15 protein-coding genes are annotated in these 15,351 nt (G+C 63.1%); 5 read left to right on the plus strand and 10 right to left on the minus strand.

Features of this window, described 5'->3' with window-relative positions; genetic code table 11:
• Nucleotides 1-133 precede the first annotated feature (133 nt).
• The 6 genes from M8Q45_RS08090 to M8Q45_RS08115 form a co-directional block, all read right to left on the minus strand.
• Nucleotides 134-1,897 carry an L-lactate permease gene (locus M8Q45_RS08090; RefSeq protein ID WP_249874238.1) on the minus strand — a complete coding sequence of 588 codons (1,764 nt, stop codon included), beginning with the start codon at nt 1,895-1,897 and terminating at the stop codon, nt 134-136.
• A 300-nt stretch (nt 1,898-2,197) separates the two neighbouring features.
• The gene (locus M8Q45_RS08095) at nt 2,198-2,533 is read right to left on the minus strand and encodes a DUF6124 family protein (protein ID WP_249874239.1); all 336 of its coding nucleotides are present in this window, start codon (nt 2,531-2,533) and stop codon (nt 2,198-2,200) included.
• Between the two features lie 591 nt (nt 2,534-3,124).
• A complete protein-coding gene (locus M8Q45_RS08100; RefSeq protein WP_249874240.1) occupies nt 3,125-3,505 on the minus strand; it encodes a RidA family protein in 381 nt (126 codons plus the stop codon).
• A gap of 71 nt (nt 3,506-3,576) precedes the next feature.
• On the minus strand, nt 3,577-4,458 hold the full coding sequence (locus M8Q45_RS08105; RefSeq protein WP_249874241.1) for an NmrA family NAD(P)-binding protein: 882 nt from the start codon (nt 4,456-4,458) through the stop codon (nt 3,577-3,579).
• A gap of 17 nt (nt 4,459-4,475) precedes the next feature.
• Nucleotides 4,476-5,045: an SOS response-associated peptidase family protein gene (locus M8Q45_RS08110; protein WP_249874242.1), complete on the minus strand. Its 570-nt coding sequence runs from the start codon at nt 5,043-5,045 to the stop codon at nt 4,476-4,478.
• Between the two features lie 264 nt (nt 5,046-5,309).
• Nucleotides 5,310-6,287, minus strand: coding sequence for a LysR family transcriptional regulator (locus M8Q45_RS08115; RefSeq protein ID WP_249874243.1), 978 nt, complete (start codon nt 6,285-6,287; stop codon nt 5,310-5,312).
• A gap of 101 nt (nt 6,288-6,388) precedes the next feature.
• On the opposite strand from M8Q45_RS08115, the gene M8Q45_RS08120 reads away from it, so the two are divergent.
• Nucleotides 6,389-7,255 carry an aldo/keto reductase family oxidoreductase gene (locus M8Q45_RS08120; protein ID WP_249874244.1) on the plus strand — a complete coding sequence of 289 codons (867 nt, stop codon included), beginning with the start codon at nt 6,389-6,391 and terminating at the stop codon, nt 7,253-7,255.
• A 98-nt stretch (nt 7,256-7,353) separates the two neighbouring features.
• Here the strand turns inward: M8Q45_RS08120 and kefC are convergent, their stop codons facing one another.
• The 4 genes from kefC to M8Q45_RS08140 all read right to left on the minus strand — a co-directional run bounded on the left by kefC (nt 7,354) and on the right by M8Q45_RS08140 (nt 11,860).
• Complete coding sequence (gene kefC / locus M8Q45_RS08125) at nt 7,354-9,180, minus strand: glutathione-regulated potassium-efflux system protein KefC (protein WP_249874245.1); 1,827 nt, start codon at nt 9,178-9,180, stop codon at nt 7,354-7,356.
• Nucleotide 9,181: 1 nt separating this feature from the next.
• A complete protein-coding gene (gene kefF, locus M8Q45_RS08130) occupies nt 9,182-9,703 on the minus strand; it encodes a glutathione-regulated potassium-efflux system oxidoreductase KefF (RefSeq protein ID WP_249874246.1) in 522 nt (173 codons plus the stop codon).
• 100 nt (nt 9,704-9,803) lie between these two features.
• Entirely contained in the window at nt 9,804-11,084 is a 1,281-nt protein-coding gene (locus M8Q45_RS08135; protein WP_249877290.1) for a sensor histidine kinase, read from the minus strand.
• 65 nt (nt 11,085-11,149) lie between these two features.
• A complete protein-coding gene (locus M8Q45_RS08140; protein WP_249874247.1) occupies nt 11,150-11,860 on the minus strand; it encodes a response regulator in 711 nt (236 codons plus the stop codon).
• A 367-nt stretch (nt 11,861-12,227) separates the two neighbouring features.
• Between M8Q45_RS08140 and M8Q45_RS08145 the strand changes: the two genes are divergently transcribed.
• The 4 genes from M8Q45_RS08145 (at nt 12,228) to M8Q45_RS08160 (ending at nt 15,234) form a co-directional block, all read left to right on the plus strand.
• The gene (locus tag M8Q45_RS08145; RefSeq protein ID WP_249874248.1) at nt 12,228-13,013 is read left to right on the plus strand and encodes an MlaA family lipoprotein; all 786 of its coding nucleotides are present in this window, start codon (nt 12,228-12,230) and stop codon (nt 13,011-13,013) included.
• Entirely contained in the window at nt 13,006-13,245 is a 240-nt protein-coding gene (locus M8Q45_RS08150) for a hypothetical protein (protein ID WP_249874249.1), read from the plus strand. Before M8Q45_RS08145 ends, M8Q45_RS08150 begins: the two co-directional genes overlap by 8 nt.
• A gap of 146 nt (nt 13,246-13,391) precedes the next feature.
• Nucleotides 13,392-14,693, plus strand: a complete 1,302-nt coding sequence (locus M8Q45_RS08155; protein ID WP_249874250.1) for an Nramp family divalent metal transporter — start codon at nt 13,392-13,394, stop codon at nt 14,691-14,693.
• Between the two features lie 61 nt (nt 14,694-14,754).
• A complete protein-coding gene (locus M8Q45_RS08160; protein ID WP_249874251.1) occupies nt 14,755-15,234 on the plus strand; it encodes a VOC family protein in 480 nt (159 codons plus the stop codon).
• Nucleotides 15,235-15,351: the final 117 nt, after the last annotated feature.

Below are 15,351 nucleotides of genomic sequence, written 5' to 3' on the forward strand. Positions count from 1 at the left end.
CGGGGACGTTGTAGGAGCTGCCGAGCGAAGCGAGGCTGCGATCTTTCCCCAGCCACTTGGGCCCCAAGCGAAAGATCAAAAGATCGTCCGAACGCGGCCCGAGCCTTCGGCAGCTCCTACAGAACGCACTTATTCAACGTCCGCCCACCACCATATGACTGAACGGCGCCACATACGCCTGCAACGTCACCAGCCCGCCCACCAGGATCGCCAGCACCACCGAGTGGAAAAACACGTAGCGCAGGATTTCCCCTTCGTGGCCGTACCAACGGGTTGCGGTGGAAGCGACCACGATCGACTGGGCGTCGACCATCTTGCCCATCACCCCGCCTGAACTGTTCGCCGCCGCCATCAGCACCGGGCTGATGCCCAACTGCTCGGCCGTGACCCGCTGCAAACCGCCAAACAGCACGTTCGAAGCCGTGTCCGAACCGGTCAGCGCCACGCCGAGCCAGCCCAGCAGCGTGCCGAACATCGGGTAGAAAATGCCCGTCGCGGCGAAGGCCAGGCCCATGGTCGCGTCCAGGCCCGAATAACGCGTCAGGAAGCCCAGCGCCAACATTGCCACGATGGTGATCAGCGAATAGCGCACCACCCACAGCGTTCGCAGGTACTGGCGCACCAGTTGCGGGATCGAATAGCCCATCAGCAAGCCGCCGAGCACCGCCGCCAGGAAGATGCCGCTGCCGGTGGCGGTGAACCAGTTGAACTTGTAGACCGCTTCCTCGGTTTTAGGCTGGGGCACCACGGGCGGGACCTTTTCGATCTGCTGGTGGATGGTGCCGAAGGTCAGCAGCGGCGAGAAGATTGGGTTCGCCTCGCGCATCGGCTTGCCCTGGGGATCGAGCTTCGCCGATTGCGTCTGCGGGTCGATGGCCGGGCGGGTGTCGAACAGGTTCTTGAAGCCCTGGGTGCCCCAGGCAAACACGAACACCGTGAGGATGATCCACGGCATCCAGGCGCGCAGCACGGCGGGACGGGCATCATTGGAAAACGCGGCGCTGGCGACCGGCGCCTGTGCTTCGCTGGCGTCGATCTTCGAATCATCGTGTCGGCCCGACAGCGCTGCGGAGGTATGTATCGTGGCCGGTTTCCAGACCTTGATGAACCCGGTGAGGCACGCCATGGAGATCAGCGCGGCGATCACATCCACCAGCATCGGCCCGTGGAAGTTCGACACCAGGAATTGTGGGATGGCGAAACTGACGCCGGCCACCAGGATCGCCGGCCAGATCTCCAGCATCTTGCGCCAGCCGGCGAACGCCCAGATCAGCCAGAACGGTACGATCACCGAGAAGAACGGCAACTGTCGACCGACCATCATCGACAGCTCCATCTCATCGAGCCCGGTGACTTTGGCGAGGGTGATGATCGGCGTGCCCAGGGCGCCGAACGCCACCGGCGCGGTGTTGGCGATCAACGCCAGGCCCGAGGCGGCCAGCGGCGAGAAGCCCAGCCCGATCAGGATCGCGCCGGTCACCGCCACCGGCGTGCCGAAACCCGCCGCGCCTTCGAAGAACGCGCCGAAGCAGAAGGCAATCAGCAGCAGTTGCAAGCGGCGGTCATCGGTAATGCGTGCCAGGGAATCCTGCAGGACCTTGAACGAACCGTTCTCGGTGGTCAGCCGGTGCAGGAAGATGATGTTGAGCACAATCCACCCGATGGGCAGCAGCCCGTTGGCCGCGCCATAAAGCGCCGCCGAGCCGGCCATGTTGGCCGGCATGCCGAAGGCGAAAATCGCGATGAGCAACGCCGAGGCCAGGGCGTACAGCGCCGCCAGGTGCGCCTTGACATGAAAGAACGCCAGGGACGCCAGCATCACCACCACCGGAACCGCCGCCAGGAACGTCGACAGCACTGCATTACCGAAGGGATCGTAGACTTGTTGCCAGACCATGTTCCACCTCTGCTTTTTATTGTTGGAAGTGCAGGCCCCCGGGGGGATTGGCAGAGAAGTATAGGCGGGGATTTGCCAGGCGATGGCCAGCCAAACCCCTGTGGCGAGGGAGCTTGCTCCCGCCAGGTCTGTAGGAGCTGTCGAGCGAAGCGAGGCTGCGATCTTTCCCCTGCCCATAGAATCGAGAGCGAAAGATCAAGATCAAGATCAAGATCAAGATCAAAAGATCGCAGGCTTCGCCAGCTCCTACAGACCAGCGGGAGCAAGCTCCCTCGCCACAAAGGTGATGTGCAGCGGCGGCTAGCGCGCTTCGACGTTGTCCAGCGCACGGTTGGCGAGCAGCGCGCCCATTTCGATCAACTGCAGGATGCCCAGGGCAACGTGCCGTCGCGAGCCGTCCAGGTCGAAGGCCAGGTCATTGATCATGGCGTTGGCCGAGGCCAGGGTTTCGCTGAGGTTGGCGAGCAGGGCTTCGTTACCCACGCCGTTGATCACGGTGAACAGTTGGCTGGGGTCGGTTTTTGGTTTGCCGGGTTTGGGCTTGAGGTAGTAATCGAGGGCGCGGTCGGCGGCTTCGTCGAATGCCTTCGCGTCGGCTGGATCGGTGTCGGGAGGATTCGGGGTTACTTTGAACATAGATGAAACTCCAAGTCGGAAAAAGGAGCCATCCACTCTCGCTACCAAACGAAGGGTGGCGGCCATACGCGGGTTGGTAGACCGGTGACCTGGCAACCGGCGCGTCCGAAGACGCCCTGCGCATGACCGCCATAACAAATGCCAAAAAGGCTTGTAGGGCTGTGCTATGCGCCAAGTCAAAAGCCGGGCTACCAAACCCGATCGCTGATTTTCAGCGACCAAGCAACAGTAAAGCCCGACCCCAAGGCGCACAAGCCGGCGGATTCTGGCGTAGTTGTAGGCAACGGCGCAAGACGACGTAGCCCGAACGCGAAGGATCCTACAACCGAATAAACACAGCCCTCTGTAGGCTGAAAAGATGGGTAACACAGAACCCGTGGCGAGGGGAATTCGCGAAACGTCGCCCGCCCCGCTGGTTCTGTAGGAGCTGCCGAGCGAAGCGAGGCTGCGATCTTTTCTTCTGGTCTTGAGCTGAAGGATCCAGATCAAAAGATCGTCCGAACGCGGCCCGAGGCTACGCCAGCTCCTACAGAACCAGCGGGAGCAATCTCCCTCGCCACAAAAGCACCTCGCTTGTCTGAGGTGTGTGGTTCAGCCCTTCGCCGCCATCGCCGTCACTTCCACCCGCATCCCTTCAACCGCCAGCGCCGCCACGCCAACAGCCGCGCGCACTGGCCAAGGCTTGGCGAAGAAGCGTTTGTACACCTCGTTGAATGCCGCGCGATCCGCCATGTCGGTGAGGTAGATGGTCAGGTGCAACACGCGGTCCATGGAACTGCCGGCGCGTTCCAAGGCAGTCTTGAGTGCCTGCAACGTGCACTCGCTTTGCAGCGTGATGTCGCCCAGTTCCAGGCTGCCGTCGGCGCGGGTCGGGATCTGCGTGGAAACCAGCAGGCCGCCGAAACCGGCGACGTCGGAGGAGATGGAGTCTGCGTCCGGGTCGGGGGTGAACGTAATGTCTGGGTTGCTCATGCAAAACCTCATGCTGGAAAAAAAGGACCGCGGCAGTTTAGCGCCCATTGCTGCAACGTTCCTGCATTCCGTTATCCCAGCGCTCCCAGGCCGCTGCGTTGCACCAGCGCCTCAATGTAGACCTCCAGCGTCGTGGTGCCGTGCAGGGCCGCGTCATCGCCCACATCGAAGCCGCTGTCGAGGCTGACGGCGCTCATGCGCGCATAGGATTGCGCCGCGGCGGGACTGAAGCCGAGGTGCTGGAAGGTGCTTTCCCATTGGTCCCTGGGTATCACCTGGACCTCGACCGGCCGGCCGAGCGCCTTGGAAAAAGCCTGCGCCACATCGTTGGGCGAATACAGGCGAGGTCCTTGTACGTGACGCACGCCAACGTCGTCGATCGACGATAGCATCCGTGCGGCCGCCACTTCGCCCAGGTCCCGAGGCGCCACCATGGGAAAGGCCAGGTCGGCGGGAAATAGCGTGGGGAGCTTGCCGGTATCGCGGACGGTGTCGAGCAGGCTGTCCCAGTTGCTCATGTAATAGGCGCCGCGATTGATCGCCGCCGGGATAGGCAGGTCGTGCAAGCCTTCTTCCAGTTCCCACAAGACGCTGAGATCGCCGATACGTTCGCCGGGCTGGGCGCCAGCGGTGGATTGCACCACGATTTTCTCAAGCCCCGAGCCATCGAGGGCGGACAGGATATTGGCGACGGTGCCTCGTTCCACCACATCGGTATCGGTACTGGGGGCCGCCGGCGGGTTGAGAATGAACGCCCTGCGCCCAAGTTGAAAGGCGGCGCGCAGTGACTCGACGTTTTCAGCATGCGCTTCGACGATCTGAGCGCCCCTGGCGTGCCACTCCGTGGCGTGGCTGGCGTTGCGGGTCATGACAATCACCGCATGCCCTGGCGCCAATAAGGCTCGGGCCGTGGCCGATCCAACGTGGCCCGTGGCACCCATGATTACGTACATGGCTTTATCTTCCAGGATCAAAGGCCGCCCTGGGCCGGGCGTTGAACGGTCATCCCCGGTTCAAGGTGCGGCGGCGTGGCATTCATGCGCTCGATCAGCTGTTGTGCCTGCTCCCATCCCAACTCCGGCTCCAGCCAGTCGAGTGCATCTTCGGCGCTGAACGCCAACACTCGCTGATGCTGGTTGGCGATGTCGCCATAGGTCACCAGGGCCAGGCCGTCACAGCCTAAAGGGGTTTCGCTGGCTTGGGCCAGGGCGGCGAGGAAGATCGGCGTCGATTGCGGTGATGTCGTGTAGACGTAGCGTGGCGTCTGCCCGGGTAACGACGGTTCCGGCGATTTATACCAGCCATCGACGGCCACCAGTACACGCCCCTCGCGCTTGATCTGATCGAAGACCTTGGAGCGCATCACCAGGTGGAGCGGCAGATGGGTCAAGGGAGGCATGGTCCCCACCGACCAGATGGGCGACCAGCCCCAGCGAACCTTGATGCACTCCAGGCGACCACCGCGACGGCGAATGGCGCTGACTTGCATGTTCGGTTTGATCAGGCCGTGCAGCTCCTGCTTCTGTACAGCGCTGGTCACGCGAAGGTCCACGGGCGTTGCGTGTGTCCCGAAACGACTGCCAGGCGTGTCTCGCTGGGCGAAATACGCCAAGGAGTCTTTTGGGGAAACATGTTGAACAAGACCGTCACACATAGCGAAACTCCCGGCAGTGAAGCGCAGAGGAACCTGATGATCCCGCCGTCCAAGCCTTGGCTTTCGGCGGTGTTATGTAGGTCCGAGCCGTGGCGAAATGCTTGGTTCGAAAATCCTTGCGGCGGGGAGACGAGCGGGCAGTGGGGTGGTTCAGTGTGTGGAGATGTTGGATGTGCCGGCGTCTTCGCGAGCAGGCTCGCTCCCACAGTGGACGGTGTTGTTCGTTCCGTCCCGGTGCTCATTGATGAAATCCACGAACGCCCGCAACGGCGAGGGCAGGTAGCGGCGCCCGGGGTAGTAGAGGAACGGTCCGGTAAAGCGCTGCCACCAGGGTTCGAGCACGGGTTCGAGCAGGCCGCGGTCCAGGTAGGGCCGCAGCCAATCTTCGAACAGATGGACAACCCCCAGGCCGTCGATCGCCGCCTGCACCGCCAGGTCCATGGCGCCGCCGATGCGCACGATCAACGGGCCGTTCGGCTCGACGCTGATGGTTTCCCCGTCACGTTCATATTCCCAGAGCGGAAGGGCGCCGCTGGGGAACTTGCCGGCCAGGCAGGCGTGTTGAAGCAGATCCCGCGGGTGCCCGGGCCGGCCCCGGGCGTCGAGGTACGCCGGCGAGGCCGCGGTGGCGAAGCGCTGCAAGCGCGGGCCGATGGGAATGGCGATCATGTCCTGTTCAAGGCGTTCATCGTAGCGAATGCCGGCGTCACACCCGGCCGCGAGCATGTCGACGAAGCTTTCTTCGGTGACCACTTCAAGTCGGATGTCGGGGTAGGTTTTCAGGAACGGCGCGATGAGCGCGGGCAGCACCAGCCGGGCGGCGCTGACCGGCACGTTCAACCTGAGGGTGCCTGAGGGGCGGTCGCGAAAATCGTTGACCACGTCCAGCGCCGATTCGACTTCGCCCAAGGCCGGCACGATGCGTTCCATCAACCGTGCGCCGGCCTCGGTCGGCACCACGCTGCGGGTGGTGCGGTTGAGCAGGCGCACGCCGAGGCGGCTTTCGATCCGCCGCACGGCATCGCTGAGGCTGGACGCGGATTTGCCGCTGATCCGCGCGCCTTCACGAAACCCACCCGCATTCACCACCGCCACGAAGGACAGCAAATCCTGGATATCCGTCGCCATTGTTCTCTCCGCCGTACAACCCGTTCGGATTGCACCCGATTATCAGTGGAGTGGTCAACGCCTATAGTCGGCCCAGGCACATTTGATCCAAGGGGTACGAGATGAGCAGGGCAGACACCGCAGGGACTTTTCAACTGGGCGATCGTACGGTCAAGCGCATGGGCTACGGCGCGATGCAACTGGCGGGGCCCCAGGTCTTCGGGCCGCCCAAGGATCCGGCAGCGGCCATCGCCGTGCTGCGCGAAGCGGTGGCGGCGGGCGTCAACCATATCGACACCGCTGATTTCTACGGGCCCCATGTCACCAATCGGCTGATCCGTGAGGCGCTGCACCCTTACGCCGAGGATCTGGTCATCGTGACCAAGGTTGGCGCCGTTCGCGGTGCCGATGCGTCGTGGAACCCGGCCCACAGCCCGGCCGAGCTGACCCGCGCCGTCCATGACAACTTGCGCAACCTTGGCGTGGATGCCTTGGAGGTGGTCAACCTGCGCGCCTGGGGCAATCTGCATGCACCTGCCGATGACGACATCGAGGAACAATTCTCGGCACTGGCCGAATTGCAGCGCCAGGGCTTGATCCGGCATTTGGGCCTGAGCAACGTCACGGCGTCCCAGGTCAGGCAGGCCCAGGGCATCGCAAAGGTGGCCTGTGTGCAGAACCACTACAACCTGACCCATCGTGACGACGAACAACTGATCGCCGAGTTGGGCAAGCAAGGCATCGCCTACGTGCCGTTCTTCCCGTTGGGTGGATTCACGCCGCTGCAGTCGCAAACCCTTTCGAGCGTCGCGGCGCGCCTGGAGGCGTCGCCGTTGTGTGTCGCGCTGGCGTGGTTGCTGCAACGTGCGCCGAACATCCTGCTGATTCCCGGTACGTCATCCGTGACGCACCTGCGGGAAAACCTCTCGGCGAGCGAACTGAAGATCCCGGCGCAGATGCTGGACGAGTTGGATGGGTTGGTTCACTGAAGACGCGCGCCGGCGCCGATTGCGCTCGCAAAGTTGACACCCGTGGCGAGGGGATAAATCCCCTCGCCACAGATGTTTCAGACAGGCCGCACCAGCCCCTAGCCGTCGCTTTTTTCCGTCTCGTTTCGGTGATGTTCAGGCCAGCTGTCAATCGGTCGCTGGCGGTCCTCGTTGAACATCTCGGTGAGCAGCGCATTGGCACGACGGTAGGCGTCGTGGCGGAACTTGAGGTCGTCTTCCGGCTGGGCGACGATTTCCTCGAGCATGCGCAGGTTGAGGCGGCGGAACTGATCGGCGCGTTCACGCGCCTCGTACGCGCCGACGCCCATCTGCACCAGAGCGCTGCGACCCAATGCCAGCGCGCTTTCGAAGGTCTCGCGCTCGGCGCTTTCCACGCCCAGTTGCCGCAGGGTGATCAGGTGCGCCATGTCCCGCGCCCGCACGATCAGTTTCAACCCGGGGAAATGCTCCTGGGCCATGCGGGTCAGCGTCAGGTTGTCCTGCTGGTCGTCGATCGCATTGATCAGCACCACCGCCTGGGCCGCGCCGGCCGCGTGGAGCAGGTCGAGGCGCGTGGCGTCACCGTAGAACACTTTCACGCCGAACTTGCGCAGCGTCTCGATGTTGTCGGGGTCATGGTCCAGGACCACCACGTCGACGCCGCAGGACATCAGCAAACGCCCGGCAATCTGCCCGAAACGACCGAAGCCGGCGATGATCACCCGTGGGTTTTGCTGATCGACGAGGTCCGATTCCTGGCGGTCCTTCTTGCTGGCCGACTCCACGCGGTCCAGCAGCAGGATCAGCAGCGGCGTCAGGCACATGGACAGGGCCACCGCCAGCGTCAGGCTCTTGCCCCATTGGTCGGTGAGGATGCCGGCCAAGGTCGCGGCGCCGAACACCACGAAAGCGAATTCGCTGCCCTGGCCGAGCAGCACCGCTTGCCAGGAACGTTGGCCGGCGGGGACGTTGAGGAAGCGGCTGACGGTCTTGATCACCAGTAGTTTGATCAGGATGAAACCCAGGGTCAGGGTGATGACTTTCAGCGGTGCGTTGATCAGCGTGCCGAAATCGATCGACATGCCCACGCCAATGAAGAACAGCCCCAGCAGCAAGCCTTTGAACGGCTCGATGTCGCTCTCCAGGGCGTGGCGGTATTCCGAGCTTGCCAGCAGCACGCCGGCGAGGAACGCGCCCATGGCCATCGACAGCCCGGCTTCTTCGAGAAGAAAACCGAAACCGAACACCAGGAACAGCGCCACGGCACTGAAGATCTCCCGCAGGCCTGAGCGCGCGGCGAAACGCAGCAGCGGTCGCGTCACGTAGCGCCCGAGCAGCACGACGACGCTGATGGCGGCGACGATCTTCACGACCGACAGCGCCAGGGCCATGCCGGATGGGGTTTCGCCGTGGGCCGACAACAAGGGGATCATGGCGACCAGGGGAATGGCCGCGATGTCCTGGAACAACAACACGGCGAAGCTGCTGCGCCCGACGGCGGTGGCGGTCAGGTTGCGTTCGCTCATCGCCTGCATGGCGATGGCCGTGGAGGACAGGCTCAAGGTCAGGCCGACCAGCAGCGCCGCCGTCCAGTTGAGCCCCAGGGCGGCGCAGAACGCCGCGATCGCACCGCCGCAGGCCAGCATTTGCAAGGCGCCGCCGCCGAACACCATCCGGCGCAGCGCCCACAGGCGCTTGGGATCAAGCTCAAGGCCGATGATGAACAGCATCAGCACGACGCCGATTTCGGCGAATTCCAGGATGGCCTTCACATCGGTGATGAGCTTCAGTCCCCACGGGCCGATCAAACACCCGGCCAGCAAGTAACCCAACACCGGGCCCAGGCCGAAGCGCACGGCAATCGGCACGATCAGCGTCGCCGAGGCGAGGTAGATGAGCATTTCAATCAGGCTGTGCGTCTCCATCTCAGTCTTCCTTCCAGCCGGCCAGGCGTGCGCCGTAGTGTTCGATTTGTGCGCGTTGGGCTTCGGACTCGGCGGCATATGCGCCGTGCACGACGACCGGCTCCAGCCAGCGCATGTGGCAGTAAAGCGCCGTGGCGTGGAGTGGCTGGGCCAGCGCTGAGAAGTCCGGGTACGCGCCGATCTGGAAATGCTCCCGCTCGCCACCCGTGGTCACGGCCCACAGCATGCGCTTGCCGTTGAGGGCCGTGGCGCCTTTGCCGTAGGCCCAGCCGTGGGTGAACACCTTGTCGATCCACAATTTCAGCAGCGGCGGCATGCTGTACCAGTACATCGGGTGCTGGAGGACGATCAGATCCGCCTGTTCGACGGCGCGCTGTTCCGCCTCGACGTCGATGGCGAAGTCCGGGTAGAGCGCGTAGAGCGACCGTATGACCACGTCCGGATGGGCCGACGCACGCTGGAGCATCTGCTGGTTGACCCGCGACTGGTCGGGGTAGGGATGGGCGTAAACGATCAGGATCATCGGGGCAATTCCACGAAACAGGGGCCAGGTCAAAAGGCCGCACATCCTACCGAAATCGCGTGGGGTTTAGGGCATCGTTGTTCAGCGCGCCTCGCCGGGGTCAATTGAGCGGCAGCGAGACCCTGGCTTCCAGGCCGCCATCACGACGATTGCTGAGCACCAGTGTCCCGCCATGCTCCAGTACCGTCGCCCGCGCGGCCGACAGGCCCAGGCCGACACCGCCGGTATGCTTGTTGCGCGAGCCCTCGACGCGGAAGAACGGCGCGAACACCTGCTCTTGATAGTGAGGCGCAATGCCCGGCCCGCGGTCGACGATGCGGATCTCGACGCAATCGGCGAAGGCCTTCAAACGAACGCCGGGCTCGCTGCCATATTTGACCGCGTTGTCGATCAGGTTGGTCAGCGCACGCTTGATCCCGATGGGCCGGCCGACATAGACAAAACGCTGCGCGCCTTCGAACGACACTTCGGTGCCGGCGTCCCTGAAGTCATCGACGACGGTGTGCAGCAGCTCAGCCAGATCGAATGCCGTGGCGTGTTCCAGGCGCGCTTCGTCGCGGAAGAATTCCAGTGCGGCATTGACCATCGCCTGCATCTCGTCGACGTCCCTGAACAGCTTCGATTGCTGGTCGGCGTCCTCGATGAATTCCCCGCGCAGGCGCATGCGGGTCAACGGTGCCCGCAGGTCGTGGGAGATGGCGGCGAGCATTTGCGTGCGGTCCTGGACGAAGTGCTTGAGCTGGGCCTGCATGGCGTTGAACGCGAGGATCGCCTGGCGTATTTCATAGGGGCCCACGACTGGGATCGGCGGCGCCCGGAAATCCACGCCGAAGCGCCGGGCGCCCTCGGCAAAGTGCTCCAGGGGGGTCGCCAGGTGTCGTGTGGCGATCAGGGCGACGATCAAGGTTGAGAGCAGGATCAGCGCGATGATGATCAGGTTGCGTTGCCATTCCCCCAGGCCCCAACTGCGGGATGACACCGAGAATATGACCCAGGTGTGGTCGGTCAGCTCGATGATCACCGCGTAGCGCCTGTCAGGACTATCCTTGGTTGGCCAATCGTCCGGCTCATAGGCTTCGATTCGGGCGTCGGGCCTGTTCAATTGCCGGCGCAGGAAAACCGAGCCTTCACTGAACTCAGGGTCCCCGATGACTGGCAACCGCGCGTCCTCATAGCGCTGCAACCATTGCACGCTGAGCCCCGGGTCGCTGGCGGTCTTGGCGATGTCGTGACGTTGCCCGGGGGCGGCGGAATCGATGATGCGCGTGATTGCCGCGGCCTTGTCCATCAGGCCGGTTTCCATCAGGGGAGGGCGTGCCCAGGCACCGGCCAATACCCCGAACAATTCGTTGAGGGCCAGCAACGTCAGCATCGCCACCATCGTGGTCAAGGCGATCCACCGCGCCACGGTGTCCCGTGGTCGAGGCACCTTCGTGCCGCCCGCTGTCATCGCTTCACCACGTGGGGGCTGAACAAGTAGCCGCTGTTGCGGACGGTGCGGATCATCGACGGGCCCGTGACGTCGGTCTCCAGCTTGCGACGCAGTCGGCTGACCTGCACGTCGATGCTGCGGTCGAACGCATCGAAGGTTTCGCCGCGGGCCAGGTCCAGCAGTTGCTGGCGGCTGAGCACCCGACGTGGATGTTCGACGAAGACCAGCAGCAGTTCGAACTCGCCGCTGGACAAGGGAATCATGACCTTGTCGGGGGAGCGCAACTCGCGGCGGGTGACGTCCAGTTGCCAGCCGTCGAATTCCAGGACCGGGCGGGTCAAGTCGCCCACGGCGCCCCTGGCTTCACCGGTGCGCCGGAGGACGGCGCGCACCCGGGCCAGCAACTCACGGGCGTCGAAGGGTTTGGTCAGGTAGTCGTCGGCGCCCATTTCCAGGCCGACGACCCGGTCGCTCAACTCGCCCATGGCGGTGAGCATGATGATCCCGACCCGGTGCTCGGTGCGCAGGCGCTGGCAGAGCACCAGTCCGTTGTCGCCCGGCAGCATCACGTCGAGGATGATCAGGTCCGGCTGCCGGCGTTCCACCGCTTGCCACAGGGCTTTGCCGTCGGCGGCGACTTCGACGCTATAGCCATGTTGTTCGAGGAATTTGCGCAGGAGGGCGAGGACTTCGAGGTCATCGTCCACCAGGAGTAAATGGCTCACGGGGGTCACGTCGGGCAGTGAATACGGGATGGAATACTAGGGGCAATCCGGGGCTTGCGTCATATATTTCAATCCGGAAACAAAGCTGCCGGCGGGCAATATTCCGGAAATCTGCGGGCAAGAAAACGGCGGCAGGATGGGGTCGATTCCAGTTGGTTAGACGATGGCAAACGGAACCCGTGGCGAGGGGATTTATCCCCGCTGGGTTGCGAAGCAGCCCCAAAGCTGTTGACTCAATGAACCAGACGTACCGTGGTGCCTGGTTTTGGGGTCGCTTCGCAACCCAGCGGGGATAAATCCCCTCGCCACAGGAACCGCGTCATTGGCTGATTGGTATCGTCCCCATTCCTCCCCGAGATAGCCCCGCATGCCGATCACCAAACCCGCGCCGTTGCTTGTCCGATCCACCGTCATCGTCGCGCTGGCGGCACTCGCCAGCGGTTGCACCAGCACCCCCACTGCCACGCCGGGCAGTTGCGAGAGCGTGCCCTTCGCCGTTCATGATCCAGCCGAGCCGGTGAACCGCGGCATTTTCGTCTTCAACCGCACCGTCGACGATTACGCCCTGGCCCCCATCGCCCGTGGCTATCGCAAACTGCCGGACATGTTCCAGGCAGGGGTGCACAACTTCGTCGCCAACTTCGGCGAGCCCAAGGTATTCATCAACGATTTGCTGCAAGGCAACGGGCAACGTTCGGTCAACACGCTGGGTCGCTTCGTCATTAACACCACCGTGGGCGTAGTCGGTCTGATCGATGTGTCGGGCAAGCTGGGCATCGAGCGCCACGAGTCCGATTTCGGCCAGACCTTTGGCGTCTGGGACATCGCTCCCGGACCGATCGTCGAGCTGCCGTTGCTGGGCACCGCCAACCTGAGGGACGCGACCGGGAAAGTGGTGAGTTTTGCTGTCGATCCGTTCGGCGACAACAGCGATACCGTCGAAACCCTGGGCACCATCAAGACCGTGGGGGGCGTCGTCGATGGCCGTGCGGAGGCGTTGCCGCTCACCGACAAACTGCAGGCCCAGCCTGATTACTACGTGGCGCTTCGCGACGCCATCGCCCAGCGGCGTGCCGATTTCGTCGCCCAGGGGAAATTGGGTTCCGTCCAGGACGCGCCGCGTTGTGGGGAAGAGGGTGCCGCGAATGAATAGCCAGGCGCTGGTCCTGCACCGGCGGGTAAAAAGCCTCGACCAAGGTACGTTGCATTGCCGCGAAATGGAGTTGCGGTTGGCCGAGGATGGCCGCCATGTGCTGCTCAGCCGCTACGTCGAATGGTACGACCCGCAGGAGGTCGGTCAATCTGCAGCCCAGCACTATCGGGTGCCGTTGGCGAGCATGATTCGCTGGATGATCAATAACGGCGAGCGAGGGAGTGCGCCGTGACAAAGGGTGCCTGTCGCGCCATCAATTCGACATCCGTGCGTGAAACATTTTCACATAATTACAGCTTAATTTTGGTTGTACGACGTCGTACGTAATGTGGTCGACTGTTTCCGTTTCTCACAAAAAAAATAACGGAGACTCCATCCATGTCGAGCATTCCTTCCGCCGAGGGCCAGGCAGTGGCCCCTGCGCAAAGCCGTTTCGTGCGACTGCTGAAGCTTCTAGGCCCCGGCATCATCGCGGTGCTGTCCTGGCTGGGCGCCGGCGACCTCATCACTTCTTCCGTGGCTGGCGCGAACTACGGCTACGCCATGATGTGGGTGCTGGCAGTGTCCCTGCTGTTGCGATATTTGATCGTCAACATCATCGCGCGCTTCCAGCTCTGCAATAACCAAGGCATGACCATCCTCCAGGGCTACGCCCAGCTCAATCCGTTCTTCGCCTGGTTCCTGCTGGTGTACGCGCTGCTCATGGGCCATTTGATGAACGCCTACATGATCAAGGGCGCCGGCGAGGCCCTGGCGATGTTGCTCAAGGTCGACTATCCGCTGCTGTGTTCGGTGGCGGTGGTGCTGGCGGTGTGGATGCTCGTCGGGCGCAATATCTACTCGATGATCGAAGGCGTGATGAAGGCCCTGCTGGCGATCATGACGCTGGCGTTCCTGGCCCTGGCGGTCATGTCCGGCCCGGATGTCGCCGGGATCGTCAAAGGCACCATCGGCTTCAGCATTCCGCCCGATGAAGGCGTGCACGGTGCGCTGCTCGTGGCAGTCTCGGTGATCGGTGCGGTGGCGGGTTCCATCGCCAACTTCGTCCACCCGTATGTCATGCGCCAGAAAGGTTGGGTCGGGCCGGAGCACAAGCGTATCCAGCGCAACGACCTGCTGTTTGCGGTGTTCGTCGGGATCGTCATCAACCTGGCGATCTGGATCGTCGGCGCGGAGATCCTGCGGCCCAATGGCATCGAGGTGAAGACCCTGGGCGACCTGGGCAAGGCCTTGGAAATGTTCTTTGGCTCGATCGGTTGGTACGTGTTCTTCATCGGCGTCTTCGCCACGCTGTTCGCCAGCATTTCCGGCAAGACCACGGCGTTCCCGATGTTGATCACCGACGCCTTCCAGCACGTGCGACCCGAGCGTCGCGAGCGCTATGGCAAGGAATTCCACCGCGACCCGATGCACAAGTGGTTCATGCTGTTCATCCTCGTCACGCCGTTGGTCTGGTCGTTGCCGGGCATGCCGGACTTCGTGACCCTGACCATCGGTGTCAATGCGCTGAACATCGTTGGCCTGCCGGTGATCTCCCTGGGCCTGCTGATCATGTCCAACCAGAAATCGCTGCTGGGCAAGGAGTACCGCAACAACCTGTTCGAGAACGTTGCGCTGGTGTTTGCGACCGGCCTGGCGTTGTGGGTGGCGTTCCAGTTGGGCGTCGATCTGTTCACCTGAGTCCATTCACTTGCGGAGGGGCTGCTAGACTTCACGGTCCAGTCCCTTTCGGAGAGTCCGCATGAACAACAAGAACAGGATCTGCCTCTGGTACGACGGCACTGCGCAAGAGGCCGCGGAATTTTACGCAAGAACCTTTCCCGACAGCGCGGTGAACGCCATCCACCACGCGCCGGGCGACTACCCGTCGGGCAGCCAGGGCGATGTGATCACGGTGGATTTCACGGTGATCGGCATCCCTTGCATCGGCTTGAATGGCGGGGCGATGTTCAAGCACAGCGAGGCGTTTTCGTTCCAGATCGCAACCGACGACCAGGCCGAGACCGACCGCTTGTGGAACGCGATCATCGACAACGGCGGCCAGGCGAGTGCCTGCGGCTGGTGCAAGGACAAGTGGGGCGTGTCGTGGCAGATCAGCCCGCGGGTGCTGGTGGATGCGGTCACCAGCGCCGACAAAGCCGCCGCCAAGCGCGCCTTCGAGGCCATGATGACGATGACCAAGATCGACATCGCGGCAATCGAGGCGGCGGTGCGAGGGTAGCCTGCGGTCGGCAGTAAAAACCATGCAGGCTGACCCTCAGCCATCGTCGGATCGCCGCCCGGAGCAAGCTCGCTCCCACAGGGATCCGTACTGGCAGAAAAATCGAAGTTACCCCCA

Origin of the sequence: Pseudomonas sp. T1.Ur (genome assembly GCF_023516725.1) — a bacterium.
Classification (GTDB): Bacteria; Pseudomonadota; Gammaproteobacteria; order Pseudomonadales; family Pseudomonadaceae; genus Aquipseudomonas; species Aquipseudomonas alvandae.